Annotated in this window: 16 protein-coding genes; 11 read left to right on the top strand and 5 right to left on the bottom strand. The window is 73.4% G+C overall.

Features of this window, described 5'->3' with window-relative positions:
• Positions 1-174: 174 nt before the first annotated feature.
• The 5 genes from KW076_RS03845 (at position 175) to KW076_RS03825 (ending at position 4071) form a co-directional block, all read left to right on the top strand.
• On the top strand, positions 175-1392 hold the full coding sequence (locus KW076_RS03845) for a thiolase family protein (protein WP_224356289.1): 1218 nt from the start codon (positions 175-177) through the stop codon (positions 1390-1392).
• Between the two features lie 4 nt (positions 1393-1396).
• Positions 1397-2182, top strand: a complete 786-nt coding sequence (locus KW076_RS03840) for an enoyl-CoA hydratase/isomerase family protein (RefSeq protein ID WP_224356288.1) — start codon at positions 1397-1399, stop codon at positions 2180-2182.
• A 14-nt stretch (positions 2183-2196) separates the two neighbouring features.
• Positions 2197-3072: a 3-hydroxyacyl-CoA dehydrogenase family protein gene (locus KW076_RS03835; protein WP_224356287.1), complete on the top strand. Its 876-nt coding sequence runs from the start codon at positions 2197-2199 to the stop codon at positions 3070-3072.
• Positions 3073-3193: 121 nt separating this feature from the next.
• On the top strand, positions 3194-3577 hold the full coding sequence (locus KW076_RS03830; RefSeq protein ID WP_224356286.1) for an MmcQ/YjbR family DNA-binding protein: 384 nt from the start codon (positions 3194-3196) through the stop codon (positions 3575-3577).
• Positions 3577-4071, top strand: a complete 495-nt coding sequence (locus KW076_RS03825) for an SRPBCC family protein (protein WP_224356285.1) — start codon at positions 3577-3579, stop codon at positions 4069-4071. The genes KW076_RS03830 and KW076_RS03825 overlap by 1 nt, the downstream gene beginning before the upstream one ends.
• A gap of 21 nt (positions 4072-4092) precedes the next feature.
• On the opposite strand, the gene panD is transcribed toward KW076_RS03825, so the two are convergent.
• Both panD and KW076_RS03815 read right to left on the bottom strand, forming a co-directional pair.
• A complete protein-coding gene (panD, locus tag KW076_RS03820; protein WP_224356284.1) occupies positions 4093-4530 on the bottom strand; it encodes an aspartate 1-decarboxylase in 438 nt (145 codons plus the stop codon).
• 195 nt (positions 4531-4725) lie between these two features.
• On the bottom strand, positions 4726-5718 hold the full coding sequence (locus tag KW076_RS03815; RefSeq protein WP_224356283.1) for a DUF559 domain-containing protein: 993 nt from the start codon (positions 5716-5718) through the stop codon (positions 4726-4728).
• Positions 5719-6001: 283 nt separating this feature from the next.
• On the opposite strand from KW076_RS03815, the gene paaZ reads away from it, so the two are divergent.
• The 3 genes from paaZ to KW076_RS03800 all read left to right on the top strand — a co-directional run bounded on the left by paaZ (position 6002) and on the right by KW076_RS03800 (position 10002).
• Positions 6002-8119, top strand: coding sequence for a phenylacetic acid degradation bifunctional protein PaaZ (paaZ, locus tag KW076_RS03810; protein WP_224356282.1), 2118 nt, complete (start codon positions 6002-6004; stop codon positions 8117-8119).
• A 151-nt stretch (positions 8120-8270) separates the two neighbouring features.
• Positions 8271-9122, top strand: coding sequence for a hypothetical protein (locus KW076_RS03805; protein WP_224356281.1), 852 nt, complete (start codon positions 8271-8273; stop codon positions 9120-9122).
• A gap of 100 nt (positions 9123-9222) precedes the next feature.
• A complete protein-coding gene (locus KW076_RS03800) occupies positions 9223-10002 on the top strand; it encodes a hypothetical protein (protein WP_224356280.1) in 780 nt (259 codons plus the stop codon).
• A 93-nt stretch (positions 10003-10095) separates the two neighbouring features.
• Here the strand turns inward: KW076_RS03800 and KW076_RS03795 are convergent, their stop codons facing one another.
• From KW076_RS03795 to KW076_RS03785, 3 genes are all read right to left on the bottom strand, one after another.
• The gene (locus tag KW076_RS03795; RefSeq protein ID WP_224356279.1) at positions 10096-10707 is read right to left on the bottom strand and encodes a TetR/AcrR family transcriptional regulator; all 612 of its coding nucleotides are present in this window, start codon (positions 10705-10707) and stop codon (positions 10096-10098) included.
• 95 nt (positions 10708-10802) lie between these two features.
• A complete protein-coding gene (locus KW076_RS03790; protein WP_224356278.1) occupies positions 10803-12152 on the bottom strand; it encodes a phenylacetate--CoA ligase family protein in 1350 nt (449 codons plus the stop codon).
• A 70-nt stretch (positions 12153-12222) separates the two neighbouring features.
• A complete protein-coding gene (locus KW076_RS03785) occupies positions 12223-12639 on the bottom strand; it encodes a PaaI family thioesterase (RefSeq protein WP_224356277.1) in 417 nt (138 codons plus the stop codon).
• Between the two features lie 274 nt (positions 12640-12913).
• On the opposite strand from KW076_RS03785, the gene KW076_RS03780 reads away from it, so the two are divergent.
• The 3 genes from KW076_RS03780 to purB all read left to right on the top strand — a co-directional run bounded on the left by KW076_RS03780 (position 12914) and on the right by purB (position 19045).
• Positions 12914-13909, top strand: coding sequence for an IS481 family transposase (locus tag KW076_RS03780; protein ID WP_224355033.1), 996 nt, complete (start codon positions 12914-12916; stop codon positions 13907-13909).
• A gap of 9 nt (positions 13910-13918) precedes the next feature.
• A complete protein-coding gene (locus KW076_RS03775; RefSeq protein ID WP_224356276.1) occupies positions 13919-17506 on the top strand; it encodes a TM0106 family RecB-like putative nuclease in 3588 nt (1195 codons plus the stop codon).
• Between the two features lie 93 nt (positions 17507-17599).
• Positions 17600-19045, top strand: a complete 1446-nt coding sequence (gene purB / locus KW076_RS03770) for an adenylosuccinate lyase (RefSeq protein ID WP_224356275.1) — start codon at positions 17600-17602, stop codon at positions 19043-19045.
• Positions 19046-19077: the final 32 nt, after the last annotated feature.

Genomic DNA, 19077 nt, shown 5'->3' with positions numbered 1-19077 from the left:
GCCGGGTCAGACGCTGATCGACGTGGTCTCGGCGCGGCCGCCCGGCCCCGTCTCCACCCCGTCACACCCGCCCCCGCGGTTGACCCCCGTCACACCGGCCCGGGATACTGAACCTGAACGCACGGTCGGTAATTCGCCGCGCCCGCCCCGTCGTCGGTCACTCAAGGAGTCTCCATGTCCGCACAGTCCCAGGCCCTGCTCGTCGGCGGTCGCCGCACGCCCGTCGGCAAGTACGGCGGCGCCCTCTCCTCCGTCCGCCCCGACGACCTCGCCGCCTTGACCGTCAAGGCCGTGATCGAGGACGCCGGCATCGACCCGTCGGTCGTGGACGACGTCATCCTCGGCAACGCGAACGGCGCCGGCGAGGAGAACCGCAACGTCGCCCGCATGGCCTGGTTGCTGGCCGGCTTCCCGGACACCGTCCCGGGCATCACCGTGAACCGCCTCTGCGCGTCCGGCATGTCCGCGATCGGCATCGCCACCGCGATGGTGCGCTCCGGGATGGCCGACGTCGTCGTGGCCGGAGGCGTGGAGTCGATGTCCCGCGCCCCCTGGGTGATGGAGAAGCCGACGACGGCGTTCGCCAAGCCCGGCGCGGCCTTCGACACCTCGATCGGTTGGCGCTTCGTGAACCCGCGCTTCGCGGACGGCGAGTTCGGGGAGAAGTTCACCTTCTCCATGCCGGAGACCGCCGAGGAGGTGGGCGAGGTGGACGGCATCACCCGCGAGGACGCGGACGCCTTCGCCGCCCGCTCGCACGAGCGTGCGCTGGCCGCCATCGAGGCCGGCCGCTTCGCGGACGAGATCGTGCCCGTCGTCGTCACGGGCCGCAAGGGAGCCGAGACGATCGTGGACACGGACGAGGGCCCCCGTCCCGGCTCCACCCCCGAGGTGCTCGCCGGCCTGCGCCCGATCATCAAGAAGGACGGCGTGGTCACCGCCGGCAACTCCTCCTCCCTCAACGACGGCGCCTCGGCGATCCTCGTCGTCTCTGAGCGGGCCGCGCAGAAGTACGGCCTGACCCCGCGCGCCCGCGTCGTGGAGTCCACCTCAGCGGGCCTGGCCCCCGAGATCATGGGCCTGGGCCCTGTCCCGGCCACCGAGAAGGCCCTCGAGCGCTCCGGCTGGTCCGTGGCGGACCTGGGCGCCGTCGAGCTCAACGAGGCCTTCGCCACCCAGTCCCTGGCCTCGATGCGGCGCCTCGGCCTGGACCCGGAGACCGTCAACGCCGACGGCGGCGCGATCGCCCTGGGCCATCCGCTGGGCTCCTCGGGGTCGCGTCTCGTGGTCACGCTGCTCGGTCGGATGGAGCGTGAGGGCGCGGACAAGGGCCTGGCCACGATGTGCGTGGGCGTGGGCCAGGGCTCCGCGATGCTCGTGGAGAAGGTGTGAGCGCATGGCCGACTTCAGCCACTTCACGGCACTGCGCGTCGAGGAGCGTGAGGACCGCGTCCACGCGCGCATGGACCGCCCGGGCGTGCGCAACGCGATCGACCAGACCATGGTCGACGAGTTCCACGAGCTCTGCGCCCACCTCGAACGCGAACCGAAGATCCTGATCATCTCCGGCACGCAGGTGGAGTCGAAGCGCGAGCCGGGGAGGTTCTCCGGCATCTTCGCCTCCGGCGCGGACATCGGACAGCTGCGCGAGCGCCGCCGAGACGACGCCCTGCGCGGCGTGAATTCGCAGGTCTTCGACCGCATCCACCGGCTGCCCATGCCCGTGATCGCGGCGATCGACGGCTTCGCCCTCGGCGGCGGCGCGGAACTGGCCTACGCGGCCGACTTCCGCATCGCCACCCCGGCGCTGAAGATGGGCCAGCCCGAGACGGGCCTGGGGATCACGGCCGCTGCGGGCGCCCAGTGGCGGCTCAAGGAACTGGTGGGTGAGCCGGTGGCCCTCGAGCTGCTGCTCGCCGGACGGATCCTGGACGCACAGGAGGCCCTCGAGCTCAAGCTCGTCACCGAGCTGCACGAGCCGGACGCCCTCCTCGACGCCGCCGACGCTCTCGCCGACCGCATCGCGCAGCAGGACCCGCTGGCCGTGCGGATCTCCAAGCGCGTCTTCCACCTGCCCCGCGAGGCCCACCCCCACGTGGACGAGATCGCGCAGGCCATCCTGTTCGAGTCGCAGGCCAAGTTCGAGCGCATGCAGGCGTTCCTGGACCGCAAGAAGAAGTGAGTGAGGAACAGATCATGACCGAGAACCAGCAGACCACCGGCTCCGTCCCCTCGATCGTCGGCGTCCTCGGCGGCGGTCGGATGGGCGGCGGCATCGCCCACGCGTTCCTCGTCTCGGGATCGTCCGAGGTGGTCGTCGTCGAGCGTGACCCGCAGTCGGCCGAGGCCGCCCAGGAGCGCATCGTGGCCGACCTGGCCGCCTCCCTCGAGCGCGGCAAGATCGACGGCGACCTGAACGTGTGGGCGCAGCGCCTGACCGTCTCCGTGGACCGCACCGACTTCGCCCGCTGCGACCTCGTCGTCGAGGCCGTGTTCGAGGACATGCAGGTGAAGATCGAGGCGCTCACCGACGTCGAGGCCCACCTGCGCGAGGACGCCTGGCTGGCCAGCAACACCTCGTCCCTGTCGATCGACGAGATCGCCACGCACCTGCAGCGCCCCGAGCGGTTCTGCGGCCTGCACTACTTCAACCCGGTGCCCGCCTCGAAGCTCGTGGAGGTCGTGATCGGCGAGCAGACCGGTGCGGAGCTCCAGGCCCTGTCCACCGAGTGGGTCCGCGGGCTCGGCAAGACCCCCGTCGTCGTCAAGGACGCACCGGGCTTCGCCTCGTCGCGCCTGGGCGTGGCGATCGCGCTCGAGGCCATCCGCATGGTCGAGGAGGGTGTGGCCTCCCCCGAGGACATCGATGCCGCCATGGTGCTCGGCTACAAGTTCCCGGTCGGCCCGCTGGCGCTGACCGACATCGTGGGCCTGGACGTGCGCCTGGGCATCGCGGAGTACCTCGAGTCCCAGCTGGGTGAGCGCTTCGCCCCGCCGCAGCTCATGCGGGACATGGTGGCCCGCGGTGAGCTCGGCCGGAAGTCCGGCAAGGGCTTCTTCGACTACCGCTGAGCCCCCGGGGCAGGCGCTTTCGAACGTGAGATAGGGCCTATCTCCCGTTCGAAAGCGCTCATTCCCCCGATATCACGTTCGAAAGTGCGGCGGCGGGGCCGGCGCGGCTAGCGTGGCGGGCATGGACGAGCCGACGCTGCTGCGCATCGCCCGCGACCGCGCCCTCGAGCTGCCGGGCAGCGCCGCGTCGCACCCCTTCGGCCCGGACACCGAGGTCGTGAAGGTGCAGGGGAAGCTGTTCGTGGTGTTCATCGACCACGACGGGCGCCGCCTCGTGAACGTGAAGGCCCGCCCGGAGGACGGCGCCCAGCTGCGCGCAGCCCTTCCCGCGGCGATCACGCCCGGCTATCACATGGACAAGCGGCACTGGCTCAGCCTGGCCGCGCACCCGGACCTCGACGAGCAGCTCGTCCGGGACCTCGTCACGGAGTCGTACCTGCTGGTCGTCGCGAAGCTCCCCCGCACCCGGCGCCCCGTGGACCCCGACACCTTCGGCCGGGCCTGATGTCGGTCGACCGCCCCTTCCGCTTCACCCACCGCTGGTCCGTCCCCGCAGACGCCCGGTCCGTGCTGGCCCTGCTCGCCGACCCGGCCGGCTACCCACGCTGGTGGCCGGCCGTCCCGCGCGTCCGTCACCTGGGCCCCGATCGCGCCGCCGTCCGGCTGCGCGGGTTCGTGCCGGTGCGTCTGACGATGGAGCGTCTCATCGACGACCGCGCCCGCGGCCTTCTGGTCGCGCACCTGAGCGGAGACCTGACGGGCACCGTACGGGTCACCGTCCACGACGACGGCGCCCCGGCCGGACACGCGCCGCGCTGCATCGTGGTGTGGGAGCAGGAGGTGGTGCTGACCGCGCCGTGGATGCGCGCCGTAGACCGCGTACCGGGCGCCCGCACCGCGATGGGCCTCAGCCACGCGGCCGCGATGCGCTCCGCGCGTCGGGCGCTCGGGGCGAAGGCCATGCCGACCGCTGACCCCGCTCCAACAACTCGTCCATGACGGCCCGGCGCCCCGGCCGGCTCAGAGCTCGGCCTGGGCCTCGTTCCACTCGCGGGACAGCGGCGGGCGGGAGAGGCCGTCGAGCAGGCCGTCGGCGGGGTCGACGCCGAGCTCCACGATCCTGTTGTCCGCGTCCACGTGGACGACCTTGGGCTGGAAGTGGCGGGCCTCGGCGTCGTCCATCTGCCCGTAGGCGATGAGGATGACGATGTCCCCCGGATGCACCAGGTGGGCGGCGGCGCCGTTGATGCCGAGCACGCCGGAGCCCCGCTCACCCGCGATGGTGTAGGTCTCCAGCCGCGCGCCGTTCGTGACGTCCACGATGGACACGAGCTCGCCCGGGAGGATGTCCGCGGCGTCCAGCAGGTCCTGGTCCACGGTCACGGAGCCCACGTAGTGCAGGTCCGCCTGGGTCACGGTGGCCCGGTGGATCTTGGCGTGGAACATGGTGCGCAGCATGCGGCAGAACTCTCCGGATGAGGGGGGGCGGGGCGGGTCCGAGGGGACCGGGGCTCGATTCTACGCCGGTCCGGAGACGAGGAGCAGGGGGTCGACGCCGGCCCGAGGGCCCGAGACCTCCGCCCCTCTCGCCGAGGCCCCGCAGACGCGCCGCTACGTCTGGGCCGTAGCGGCGAGTCTGCGGGCCTGGGCGGGTCAGATCCACGACGGCGGCACTCGGCCCGGCTTCGTCCGCGCGGCCACCAGGCCCCGCAGCTGCCGCACGAACAGCTCCCAGTGCCCCGGCCGGAACACGTCGGCGGTCACCCGGATCACCTCCCACCCCTCCGCGCGCAGGGCCGCGTCCCGCTCGCGGTCCTCACGCCACTGCCGGCGATCCGTGCGGTGCTGATCGCCGTCGTACTCGACGGCCACCTTGGCCTCCGCCCACACCAGATCCACGCGAAGCCGCTGTCCCGTGGCGAGGCGGATGCACGGGTTCACCGCGGGCTCAGGGACGCCGTCCAGGACGAGCCGCACCCGCAGCCGGCTCTCCGGCGGCGAGTCGACCCCGGGACGCACGAGCTCCAGCGCCTCCCGGGCCGCGCGGATCCCGCGCACCCGTCCGCGTTCCTCGACGGCGGCGCGCAGCTCGGCCACGTCCGTCACCCCGGGAGGCAGCCGACGGCGGCGGGCCTCCGTCGGGGCGGTCCGCACCATGCTGTCCCCCAGCGCGACGAGATGCTCGAGCGGCCCGGCCTGCGCGGCGAGGTCCACGAACGTCCACCCCGGTGCGGTCACACGCACCCCGTCCACGATCCGCACCGGTGCGTCGGCGCGGAGGCGGTGTGAGCGGATCCCGGCCCGGCTCGACGCGGTGCCGTGGCCGCGCGGGGTCGCGATGTGCACGGACCGGTCGGCGGCGAGCGGCCCGGTCAGCCACAGGCCGAGCACCCGGGCGGCCGTCACGTGGTTGAACACGCCCTCGGGGTGCAGATCCTGCAGCGCCCGCACATGGTCCAGGGGGTCCGGTTCGACGCCGCGCCGGCCCCAGAGCCCCCACCCGAGGGAGACCACGTCCCCGCGCCGCAGCCGGGCCGCACTCACGCCCGCCTCGCGCGCGGCCGGGGTCGAGAACACGGTCGGAGCGCGGAGGAGGCCGTCCAGTCCGCAGCGCATCGGAGGCAGGGGCGCGGGCGAGCGGGGCATGGGCCGAGCGTGCCCGATCCGGGCGCGCCGCCGTCGTCGTCCGCCGGGATCTGTGGACGACGCCCCACCGAGGCCCGCAGACACGCCGCTACATCCTGGCCATAACGGCGCGTCTGCGGGCCTCGGCACCACGGGTCGCCGCCAGACCCCACCCCCCTCCCCACGACGACGGCGTCACCGACCCGGCTCCCCCTCCCGCGTGATCCACGTCTCGGCTAGGGTGAGGACCAATAACCGACCGATCGGTCGGGACTCGTCCGCGCCCCCGACACCAGGAGCCCCCGTGACCGTCACCGCCCCCTCCCTCCCGGAGATCCTCCCCAGCTACGTCGCCGGCAGCTGGTGGACGCCGTCACACCCGTCCAAGGTCACCGACGTGACGGACGCGAACACCGGCGAGCTCATGGCCCGCGTGTCCACGGACGGCATCGACACCGCCGGCGCCATCGAGCACGCCCGCACCGTCGGCCAGAGGAACCTGGGCGAGCTGACCATCCACGAGCGCGCGCTCAAGCTCAAGGAGCTCGCCCTCTACCTGAACTCCCGCATCCAGGAGCTCTACGACCTCTCCTTCGCCACCGGCTCCACGCAGCGCGACCACGCCTTCGACGTCGACGGCGGCATCGGCACCCTCTTCACGTTCTCCGGGAAGGGCCGCCGCGAGCTGCCGAACTCCAACGTGATCATCGACGGCGACGTGGAGCCCCTCTCCCGCGACGGCTCCTTCATCGGCGAGCACATCTACCAGCGCATCCCGGGCGTGGCCGTGCAGATCAACGCCTTCAACTTCCCCGTGTGGGGCATGTTGGAGAAGTTCGCCCCGGCCTTCGTCGCGGGCGTTCCCACCGTGGTCAAGCCGGCCACCCCCACCGGCTACGTCACCGAGGCCTGCGTGCGCATGATGGTGGAGTCCGGCGTGCTGCCCGAGGGCTCGATCCAGCTGATCTCCGGCTCCGCCCGCGACCTGCTCGACCACCTGGACTACCGCGACCACGTGGCGTTCACCGGCTCGGCCGGCACCGCGCAGACCCTGCGCCAGCACGAGAACGTCCTCAACGGCGGTGTCCGCTTCACCGCGGAGACCGACTCCCTCAACGCGGCCATCCTCGGCCCGGACGCGGGCGTGGACACCCCCGAGTTCGAGGCATTCGTGAAGGTCGTCTTCCAGGAGATGACCGTCAAGGCCGGTCAGAAGTGCACCGCGATCCGCCGCGTGATCGTGCCGGAGGCCATGGTCGAGGACGTCACGGCGGCCCTCACCGAGCGTCTCTCCTCCACGGTGGTCCTGGGCGATCCCCGCGCTGAGGGCACCACCATGGGCGCCCTGGCCTCCAAGGAGCAGCAGTCCGAAGTTCGCAAGGCCGTGCAGACCCTGGTCGACGCCGGCGGCCAGGTCCGCCTGGGCGGCCCGGAGGGCTCCACGGGCGACGCCGACGCGGAGGCCGGTGCGTTCTTCGCCCCCACCGTGCTCACCTTCGCCGACGCCGACACCCCGCAGGTGCACTCCGTGGAGGCCTTCGGCCCGGTGACCTCCGTGATCGGCTACACGGACGTCGCCGACGCCGTGCGCCTGGCCGCGCTGGGCTCCGGCTCGCTGGTGGCCACCCTCGCCACGAACGACGGCGCCACCGCCTCCGAGTTCATCGCGGGCATCGGCGCCCACCACGGCCGCGTGCACGTGCTGAACCGCCAGACCGCGAAGACCACCACCGGCCACGGCGCCCCCGTGCCGGTGCTGATCCACGGCGGCCCCGGCCGCGCCGGCGGCGGCGAGGAGCTGGGCGGCGTCCGCGCCGTCAAGCACTACATGCAGCGCACCGCCGTGCAGGGCTCCCCGGACATGCTGACCGCCATCACCGGCGTGTGGCACCAGGGCGCCGCCGCGCAGACCGCCACCCGTGAGGACGTGGAGGCAGGCAAGGCGAAGCACCCGTTCTACAAGGCGCTCGACGAGCTGCAGATCGGCGACCAGTTCGCCTCCGGCCTGCGGACCGTCACCATCGAGGACATCACGGCGTTCGCCGAGTCCACGGGCGACAAGTTCTACGCGCACACGGACGAGGAGGCCGCCATGGCCAACCCGTTCTTCCCGCGCCGCGTGGCCCACGGCTACCTGCTGGTCTCCTGGGCCGCGGGCCTGTTCGTGGCCCCGGATCCGGGCCCGGTGCTCGCCAACTACGGCCTGGACGACCTGCGCTTCATCACGCCCGTCACCTACGACGACGCCATCCGCGTGACCCTCACCGCGAAGAGGATCACCCCGCGCGTGACGGACGAGTACGGCGAGGTCGCCTGGGACTGCCGGCTGCACAACCAGAAGGACGAGCTGGTGGCGCAGTACGACGTGCTGACGCTGGTCGCCAAGACCTGGCCGATGCCGGAGGCCGAGCCGAAGGCCTGATCCGGCCGGGGCTCACGGTCCGAGCCCACCGACGACGCCGGCGCGTCTCCCCCGCGGGGGCGCCGGCGTCGTCGTTCGCGGGGGTGACCGGGGCGCGGGCTGCCCCGACACAGCCCTTGACCAAGCGGGGTACAGGGCATTCACTTCTCCCATGACCCACATGACAGCCGTCCCGTCCCGCCGACTGCGGGCGGGCTTCGCCCTGGGCGCCGCCGCCCTCGTCCTGACCGGCTGCGCCGGCGGGGGCGGGTCCGCCTCCTCCTCCACGGCGGCCGGCAGCCCGACCGCCGGCGGCGCGGGCTCGAGCGTGACCTCGCCGGCCGCCTCCTCCTCGGCCGCATCGTCCTCGGCGCTGTCCCTGTCCATGCCGGACCGGTTCGGAAACGAGGCCCGGACGGGCCTGACGGAGGCCGTCACGGCGGCCGCGCCCGAGGGTTTCGAGGTGACCACGAGGTCCGTCTCCCCGCTCGAGCGGAAGACCGACCTGGAGGACCAGGCGACGATCCTCACGGACGGACCGCTGGAGCCGGCGGCCGAGGGCTCGAGCGCGTCGCCGACCTACACGGAGGCCCAGCAGCGGTGCGCGGACGCCGCGGCGGAGCGGTTTCGCACCGAGGCCGCCGCGGGCGGGGCCCAGCTGCGCTCCGACGCCATGCCCACCGTCGCGGGGGGCGGCTACACCTCGGTCCGGGCCGACGTGGTCGCCTACCCGGACGTCTCGGCGGCCGTGGCGGCCTTGGCGGACGGCTCCGCTCCGATCGAGCTGTGCACGGACGTCCAGGTGCCCGGCGCCGAGCAGCCCACCGACATCGCCCCCGTGACCGGGATCGGCGACGAGGCCGTGGGCGGGGAGCTCGCGGGAGGGCGATGGCTCGCCGTGCGGCGCGGCACGGACGTGGTCAGCGTGATGGTCGCCGGCCCGGGCGAGACCGCCCCCGCCGGCGCCGCCGACCAGGCCCGCGCCCTCGCCGAGCAGGTCCTCGAGGCCGTCCCCGCCGGCTGAGCCCCCTCCCCGGCCGCGGCGTCTCGGCGCCCCGCACCGTCGCAGTGGGGGGCGCCGTCGCGTGCCGCTCGGCCGTCGCACGCGGGCGCATCATGGATCCATGCGCTCCGCCCCCGCCGCCCTCACCGCCGCCGCCCTCGCCCTCTCGGGGGCCCTGTCCCTGGCCGGCTGCGGGACCGACGGGGCGGCGTCGGGCGGGTCCGGCGGGACGGACGTCGCCTCAACGGCGGCGTCCTCGTCCGAGGCCCCCTGGGCGGGCCGGGCGCAGGTGGACGCCGTCGCCCGGGCCGTGGAGGAGGGCACGGGCGCACAGATGACCGTCCTGGACGTGTACTCGCGCGCCGAGTACCGGGACGCCATGGAGCGGCACCTGGCGACCGTCTACGGCGACGAGGTCGCACTGTCCCAGGCCCGCGACGCCTCGCAGGCCTGCGTGGACGCCAACCGGGCCGCCGCCCAGTCGGAGGCCGAGTCCGGCGCCCGTGGCCTGGCGGGGGCGGGCAGCGCGCGCGGACAGTCCAGCACGGACACCGCCGGCTACGTGAACCTCACCGTCACCGACTTCCCGGACGTGGAGGCCGCGCGTCGCTCCTGGGACCGCCACGCGCAGGTGCGCGCCGACTGCGCCGGGCAGACCGGCTGGCTCGGCGTGGTCGACGCACGGGGCGCGGACTGGCCCGGCGGGGAGGCCGTGGTCTACGAGAAGCGGATCCCCGGGCCGGACGGCGCGGAGGTCCGCATGCGCACCGCGCATGTGCTGGACGGGCGCCGCCAGTACGTGCTGAACCGGCGTCTGGACGCGTCCGAGGCGGGGACGATGGGCGGGGGCGACGACGTCGGGATCCTGCACCGGGTGGCGGCGGCGCTCCCGGCGGGCTGAGGCGCCGTCCACATCGCGCACGGACGCGCCGGACACGCCGTCCGTTTCGCGAACGAAGACGGAGGGGCCGGGGCGGGGCAGGAGGGGCGGGGGTCAGCCCCGCAGGCCGCCCATGACGACGCCGGTCACGGCGGCGACCATCTCCTCGACGGACTTGTGGCCCGGGTCCGCGCCGTCGGGGCGGTACCAGTCGACGATCGAGTTGATCATGCCGAGCGCCAGACGGGCGAGGTTGCGGGGGGTCACATCGGAGCGCACCGCACCCGCGGCCTGGGCTGACTCGAGCAGGTCGCCCAGACGCCGGGTGATCTCGCGCCGGCGCTCGACGGCGGCCACCTCGACCGCCGAGTTCCCGCGCAGGCGCAGCAGCAGGGTCACCTCGGGTTGCTTCTCCGCCAGCACCCCGAGGGTGCCGCGGATGGCCGCCTCGACCTGCGCGCCGGCGTCGGCCCCGCTGGCCACCACATCGTCCAGGCACGCCTCGAGGGCGTCGAGCGCCTCCGTCACCGCGTGGTCGAGGATCGCCTCCTTGGACTCCACGTGGTGGTAGATCGCGGACTTGGAGATGCCCAGGTGGGTGGCGAGCATGCCCATGGACGTCGCCTCGTAGCCGTGCCGGTTGAAGAGCTCGACGCACTCGGCCAGCAGCGTCTGCCGGTCATAGCCGGGCCGGCCGCGGCGCGGGGTGGGGCTGCTCTGGGGCACGGGGCTCCTTCGGAGGCGGGAGGACGCCGCCGACGACGGCGCACCGATCCACTCTACCGGGCACGCCGGCGTCGGGATCGGCTGCGGGGACGGGATCAGGCCTGGTCGCGCAGGTCGTAGATCCGCTTGAGCTTGCCGGACGAGCGGGCCAGGGTCTCCGGCTCCACCACGTTGATCACGCACGAGGAGCCGATCTTCGTCTTGATCTCCATGCGCAGGTGCGCGGCGCAGGCCTGGGCCTCCTCGAGGGTCGCGTGCTCGCGGCGCTCGATGTTCACGGCCATCTGGTCCATGCGGTCCGGGCGGGTGATCTCGAGGGTGAAGTGCGGCGACAGGGCCGGCTCCTTGAGGGCCAGCTCCTCGATCTGCGACGGGAACAGGTTCACGCCGCGCAGGATGATCATGTCGTCCGACCGGCCCGTGATGCGGCCCATGCGGCGGTGGCCCGGGTGCGTGGTGCCCGGCAGCAGGCGGGTGAGGTCGTGGGTGCGGTACCGGATGATCGGCAGCGCCTGCTTGGTGAGCGAGGTGAAGACGAGCTCGCCGGGGCGGCCGGTCTCGAGGACCTCGTCCGTGAGCGGATCGATGATCTCGGGGCGAAAGTGGTCCTCCCAGATGTGGGAGCCGTCCTTGGTGGCCGCGGACTCGCCGGCCACGCCCGGGCCCATGACCTCGGAGAGGCCGTAGATGTCCAGGGCATCGAGGTCGAAGGTCTGCTCGATCTCCCGGCGCATCGCCTCGGTCCACGGCTCCGCGCCGAGGATCGCGACCTCGAGGGAGGACTCGCGGGGATCCAGGCCGAGCTTCCTGAAGCCGTCCGCGATGGTCAGCAGGTAGGTGGGCGTGGAGAGGATGGCGCGCGGCTGGAAGTCGGTGATCAGCTGCACCTGCTTCTCCGTCTGCCCGCCGGACATCGGGATCACGGCCGCCCCGATGCGCTCGGCGCCGTAGTGGGCGCCGAGGCCGCCGGTGAACAGGCCGTAGCCGTACGCGTTGTGCACGCGGTCACCGGGGCGGATGCCGCCGGCGCGGAAGCAGCGGGCGACGAGGGTGGCCCACGTGGCCAGGTCGTCGTCGGTGTAGCCGACCACGGTGGGCTGGCCGGTGGTGCCGGAGGAGGCGTGGATGCGGCGGAGCTCGGGCCCCGTGGCGGCGAATGCGCCGAACGGGTAGCTCTTCCGCAGGAACTCCTTGTCCGTGTACGGGAAGAGCTCGAGGTCCTCGAGGGCCGTGAAGTCGGAGGGGTGCACGCCGTGGTTGTCGAAGTGCTCCTTGTACGCGGGCACGTTCTCGTAGGCGTGGTGCAGCGTCCAGCGCAGGCGCTCGAACTGGAGCGCCTCGATCTGGTCCCGGCTCATCGTCTCCTCGGGGTCCGGCGCCCCGCGGTCGGCGGGGGCGGGGACGGGGGCCGGGGAGTAGGGGTTCGGGATCGAAGCCTCGAGCATGGCGGGTCTCCTGGGGATCAGAGGGGGTCGGGTCGGGTCTGGTCGGCCGGGTGCGCGGCGGCGGGGCCGGTCACGCGCCCTTCACGGCGACGGTGCGGGAGCGGCCGCGGAAGGCGGCCACCAGGGTGCCGTCGTCGGTGGTCACGGTGATGTCGTAGACGGCCGAGCGGCCGGCGGCGGCGACCAGGCGGCCCTCCGCGACGAGGGTCTGGCCGGCGCGGGTGCCGGACAGGAAGTTCACGTCCACGCCGGAGGCCACGGTGAGGGTGGAGCCGTCCGAGGCGGGGTCGTTGCAGGTCAGCGCGAAGCAGCAGTCCGCGAACGCGAAGACGACGCCGCCGTGGGCCATGCCGAAGGCGTTGTGGTGCTCCTCGCCGAGGGTCATGCGGATGCGGGCGTGGTCCTTCTCGGCGGCCTCGAGGGTGACGCCGAGCCACCGCGCCACGCGGTCGCCGACGAGCGCGGGATGGTGCGGGGTCTCGGTCATGGGCGCCTCACGTCCGGGGCGCGGCGGGGCCGCGTGGGGAATTACTGAACGATCATTAGGTAACGCTCTCCGTGTGACCTGCGTCAAGTCAGGGCCGGCATGTGACGGGTGCCGGGCGACGCGGAGGACGACGACGGGCCTCCCCGTACCGCGTCCGCCCCTCTGCCTAGGTGTGATGTCCAGGGACGTTGTTGCGTGAGCAGCTGACAGGCGAAGGCCTCCTGTTGCGAGAGTGGAGTTGTCAAGAAACCGCTCACGCGAACAGAAGGCCTTCATGTCCCACGCTAACGCCGCCCTGACCCCTCGCGCCCGCCTACGCCTGGCCAAGCTCATCGTCGAGGAGCACTGGCCGGTCGCCACCGCGGCCAAGATGTTCATGGTCTCCCCACCCACCGCCCGCAAATGGGCCACACGCTTCCGGGCCGAGGGACCTGCAGGCATGGTCGACCGGTCCAGCCGGCCGTCCACGATGCCGACCAGAACACCGCCTGCGGTGGTGAAACAGATCGTGGCCGCCCGATGGCGCCGGCGCCTGGGGCCCGTGCAGATCGCCTCAGAACTCGGGATGCCGGCATCCACCGTCCATGCCGTGCTCGTGCGTTGCCGGATCAACCGCCTCGCCCGTCTGGACCGGGTCACCGCCGAGCCGATCCGCCGCTATGAGCACCCCCACCCCGGCTCGCTGATCCACGTTGACGTCACGAAGTTCGGACGCATCCCCGACGGGGGCGGGCACCGATTCGTCGGGCGTCAGCAGGGCATGAAGCACCGCGCGGCGACTTCGGACCGAGAAGGAACCCGTGATGCCCGATACCAGCCCCGGCTCGGGGTGGGCTTCCTGCACACCGTGATCGATGACCACTCCCGCTTCGCGTATGTCGAGATGCACTCCGACGAACGCAGCCAGACCGCCATCGCGGTGCTGCGCCGCGCGGTCGCTCACTTCGCGCAGCTGGGCGTGGAGGTGGAGCGGGTGCTCTCGGACAACGGTTCGGCCTACCGCTCGCATGCCTGGCGGGATGCTTGCACCGAGCTCGGGATCAAGCCCAAGCGGACTCGGCCCTACCGACCGCAGACGAACGGGAAGATCGAGCGGTTCCATCGCACGCTCGCTGACGGGTGGGCCTACGCCAAGTTCTACGGCTCAGAGACCGAACGCAGGGCCGCGTTGCCTGGGTGGGTGCACTTCTACAATCATCACCGAGTCCACTCCGCGATCGGAGCCGCACCTGCCAGCAGGCTCAACAACCTCCCTGGACATCACACCTAGGCTGTGCCCATGGCGAGCTTCTCCCCCGTGGATCCCGCGTCCTTCCTCCTCAGCCCCTCCGACATCACGGCCGCCGCCACGTGTGAGTACGGCTGGCTGCGCGGGGCCGTGGACCCGAAGCTGGGGCGCGCCGACGGGGCCCCGGAGGACGACGCGTTCCTGGCGCGCGTGTCCGCCCTCGGGGACGCGCACGAGGCGCGCACGCTGGACGCGCTGGTCGCCGAGCACGGAGCGGGCGGCGTCGTCGTGCTGGAGCGGCCCAGCCCGTACACGCCGGAGGGGATCGCGGCGGCGGCCGAGCGCACGCGGCAGGCGCTGGCGTCCGGAGCGGCGGTGGTGTTCCAGGCGATGCTGCACGACGGCTCCTTCGGCGGCCTGGCGGACTTCCTGGTGCGCGAGCCCACGGCCGAGCACCCCGAGGGCGCCTACCAGGTGGTGGACACCAAGCTGGCCCGGCACGCGCGGGTCACGGCACTGCTGCAGATCGCGGCCTACGCGGACCTGCTGGACGGGATGGGCGTGCCGCGCACCCGGCACGGCTCCCTGTGGCTGGGCGACGGCGCCAGGCACACCGTGGACCTGGCCGAGGTCATCCCCGTGTACCGGCACCAGCGCGCCCGCCTGGAGCGCGTGCTGCGCACGCACGTGACGGAGGGGACGCCGGTCGCATGGGGGGACGAGCGGCACGCGGTGTGCGGGCAGTGCCGGTGGTGCGAGGAGGCGATCGCCGAGCACCGGGACGTGCTGCTCACCGCCGGCGCCACCCGCGTGCAGCGGACCCGGCTCCGCGCGGCCGGGGTGCGCACGGTGGAGGAGCTGGCGGCGTCCACGGCGCCTCCGGAGGGCATGTCCCGGCGGACGTGGGAGGCGCTGCGGGACCAGGCCGCCGCGCAGCTGGAGCCGGCGGGCGCGGACGGGGTGCCGCCGCACCGGATCGTGGACCCGGCGCCCGTACGCGCCCTGCCCGCCCCCGACGCCGGCGACCTGTTCTTCGACTTCGAGGGGGACCCGCTCTGGGTCTCCCCGCGCGGGGACATGGAGGGCCTGGAGTACCTGTGGGGCTGGGTGGAGGCCGCGCCCGGCCGGACCACCGAGGGCACGGGGTTCGACCAGTTCCGCTTCACGGGTCTGTGGGCGGACACCCGGGCCGAGGAGAAGGCGGCGCTCGAGGAGTTCGTGCGATTCGTGGAGGCGCGCCGCGCGGTGCACCCGGGCATGCGCATCTACCACTACGCCGCGTACGAGGTCACGGCGCTCAAGCGCCTGACGGTGCGCCACGGCGTCGGCGAGGCGGAGCTGGACGACTGGCTGCGCGCCGGCCTGTTCGTGGACCTCTACGCCACCGTGCGGGCGAGCCTGCGTGCGGGCGTGCCCAGCTACTCGATCAAGAAGCTCGAGCCGCTCTACATGGGCGCCGACCACCGGGCCGAGGACGGCGTGACCACCGCCGCCGACTCGGTGACGGAGTACCACGCCTACGCCGAGCAGGCCGAGCGGGCCGGGGAGGGGGACGCCGACGCCGCGGCGGAGGCCGCCCGGCTGCGCGCGGGCATCGAGGACTACAACCGGTACGACTGCGTCTCGACCGCGCGCCTGCGGGACTGGCTGCTCGGCCAGGTCGGCGGGGCGTCGACCGGGGTCGCGGTGGATGCCGGGGAGCCGGCCGAGGCGGGCGAGGACGCACCGGCCGCCACGGACGAGGACGCCGCCCTCGAACAGGCCCTCCTCGACCTGGTCCCCGCGGACCCCGCGGACGGCGACGACGAGACTCTGGGCCTGGCCATGCTCGCCGCCGGCCTGGGCTTCTTCCGGCGCGAGGCCAAGCCGATGTGGTGGGCGTTCTTCGACCGGGGGATCTCCCCCGTGGACGAGTGGCAGGACCCCCGTGCGAACGTCGTGGCGGACCGCGTGGACGTCGCGGAGGACTGGCACCGGCCGTCGTCGCGGGCGCGCACCCGGCAGCGCGTCCTCCGCGTGACCGGCCGGCTGGAGGCCGGCACCCAGCTCACGCCGGGCGCCGAGGCCAAGACCGTCTACGAGGACGTGCCCGCCGGACGGGTGGAGGGCCTGCAGCCCAACGCCGTGCGCTGGGTGGGCGCGGCCGCGGTCGTCGAGGACGTGGAGGACCATCCGGACGGCACCTCCACGCTGCGGCTGCGGGAGAAGGTCGCGCTCGACGCCGAGCCCCACCCCGAACTCCCGATGGCCGCGTTCGCGCACACCGTGATCCCCTCGGCCACCCTGCAGGAGCGCATCCGCGAGGACGGCCTCCGCGCCCGGGCGCTCGGCGCGCTGCCCCGGCCGGAGGAGGGCGCCGCCCCCACGGCGGCGTTCGACATCCTCGCCCGGCGCGTCCCCGAGACCGCCGGCCGGCCGCTCGCGCAGATCACGGCCGATGCCCGCGCCGGGCGGCTCGAGGGCGCCGACGCCCTCGTGGAGGCCCTCGTCTCCGCGCGGGGCTCCTACGTGGCCGTGCAGGGCCCGCCCGGCACCGGCAAGACCCACGTGGGCAGCCACGCCGTGAAGGAGCTGGCCTCCCGCGGCTGGCGCATCGGGGTGACGGGGCAGTCGCACGCCGTGGTGGAGAACTTCCTGGCCAAGCTCGTGGCCGTGGGCGTGCCCGCCGGGCACGTGGGCAAGGAGAAGCCGCGCGGCGGCGAGGACCGCGAGCGCCCCTGGACCGTCCTGGACGACCGGGGGGACGCCTTCGAGCACCTGTCCCAGCCGGGCCACGTGCTCGGCGGCACCGCCTGGACGTTCGCCCACCCGAAGGCCCCGGACCTGGACCTGCTGGTGATCGACGAGGCCGGACAGTTCTCCCTGGCCATGACCCTGGCCGCCGCTGCCACCGCCCGCACGGTCCTGCTGCTGGGAGACCCGCAGCAGCTGCCGCAGGTCTCCCAGGGCACGCACCCCCAGCCGATCGGGGACGCCGCCCTGGGCTGGCTCATGGAGCCGGGCGAAGAGGTGCTCCCGCCCGAGCGCGGCTTCTTCCTGGACACCACGTGGCGCATGCACTCGGCCCTGACCGCGCCGGTCTCGCGGCTCTCCTACGACGGCCAGCTGCGCTCGAGGTCGGAGGCCACAGACGCCCGCCATCTGGAGGGCATCGTCCCGGGGCTGCACCCGGTGCCCGTGGAGCACACCGGCAACGCGGTGTCGTCCACGGAGGAGGCGAGGCGGGTCGTCGAGATCATCGAGGACCTCGTGGGACGCGCCTGGACCCCCGGCTCCGGGGAGGAGCCGCGGCCGCTCACGCCGGAGGACGTGATCGTCGTCGCGCCCTACAACGCGCAGGTGGCCACCGTGCGCGCGGCCCTGGACGACGCCGGGCTGCAGGGCACCACCGTCGGCACGGTGGACAGGTTCCAGGGGCGGGAGGCCGCGGTGGCGATCCTGACCATGGCGGCATCCAGCGCCCAGGACGTCCCGCGCGGGCTCGACTTCCTGCTCAACCGGAACCGGTTGAACGTGTCCCTCTCCCGCGGGCAGTGGGCCGCCTACCTGGTGCACTCCCCCGCCCTGGCGGACGCCCTGCCCACGACGCCGGCGGACCTGCCCCTGATCGGCGCGTTCCTCCGGCTGCTGCAGCCGTGACCCTCCCCGGGGCCTGACGGATCGCCGGGCGGCCGCGCGTCGCGCACCCGTGCACAGCCCGGGGCGGCCGCCGCCGATGCCAGAATGGGGGCCATGACCTCGCAGCCCGCGCCCGCGTCCACCGCCCACCGCCGTTCCCTCGCCGAGGCCGGCATCGCCCTCGGCCCCCTGGACGGCCGCTACCGTGCGGCGGTGGAGCCGCTCGTGGAGCACCTGTCCGAGGCGGCGCTGAACCGCAACCGCATCCACGTGGAGGTCGAGTGGTTCATCCACCTGGCCGAGCACCGCGTGCTGCCGGGTCTCGAGCCGCTCACGGCTGAGCAGCAGGCGGGCCTGCGGGCGATCGTCACGGACTTCGACGCGGAGTCCGTGTCCGAGTTGGCGGCCACGGAGAAGGTCACGGTGCACGACGTGAAGGCCGTCGAGTACTTCATCGCCGACCGCCTCGAGGGGCTGGGCCTGGGCCGGCTGAAGCCGCTCGTGCACTTCGCGTGCACCTCGGAGGACATCAACAACCTCGCCTACGCGGTGGGTGTGCGCGACGCCGTCGAGCAGGTCTGGCTGCCGGCCGCCCGCGCCGCCGTGGCCACCGTCTCCGCGATGGCCGCCGAGGCCGCCGAGACCCCCATGCTCTCCCGCACGCACGGGCAGCCGGCCACGCCCACCACGCTGGGCAAGGAGATGGCCGTGTTCGTGCACCGTCTGACCCGTCAGACCCGGCGCATCGCCGGCCAGGAGTACCTGGGCAAGATCAACGGCGCCACCGGCACCTACGCCGCCCACCTCGCCGCCGCCCCGGACGCGGACTGGCCGGCCCTGTCCCGGTCCTTCGTGGAGCACCTGGGCCTCACCTGGAACCCGCTGACCACCCAGATCGAGTCCCACGACTGGCAGGCGGAGCTGTACGCCGACGTCGCGCGCTTCAACCGGATCCTCCACGGCTTCTGCGTGGACGTGTGGAGCTACATCTCCATCGGCTACTTCGCGCAGATCCCCGTGGCCGGCGCGACCGGATCCTCCACCATGCCGCACAAGGTGAACCCGATCCGCTTCGAGAATGCGGAGGCCAACCTCGAGCTCTCCTGCGCCCTGCTCGACTCGCTGGGCGCCACCCTCGTGGAGTCCCGCTGGCAGCGCGACCTCACGGACTCGACGTCGCAGCGCAACATCGGCGTGGCCCTCGGCCACTCGGTGCTCGCCCTGACCAACGTCACCAAGGGCATGGGCCAGCTCCAGGTGGCCGAGCCCGTGCTGGCCGAGGACCTCGACACGAACTGGGAGGTGCTCGGCGAGGCCGTCCAGACCGTGATGCGCGCCGAGGCGATCGCCGGCGTCGAGGGCATGGACAACCCCTACGAGCGCCTCAAGGAGCTGACCCGCGGCCATCGCGTGGACGGGGCGCGCATGCGCGAGTTCGTGCAGGGCCTCGGCCTGTCCGAGGGCGCCCAGGCGCGCCTGCTGGAGCTGACCCCGGCCGGGTACACCGGCGTGGCGTCGGAGCTGGCCAAGGAGTTCGGGCCGGCCTCGGCCCAGGGCTGACCCGGGGCCGCCTGACGGGGGACGATGGGCGG

The organism is Micrococcus porci, assembly GCF_020097155.1.
Taxonomy (GTDB): Bacteria; Actinomycetota; Actinomycetes; order Actinomycetales; family Micrococcaceae; genus Micrococcus; species Micrococcus porci.
Note: the sequence above shows the minus strand (reverse complement) of the source record. Positions and strands in the feature narration are given on the sequence as shown.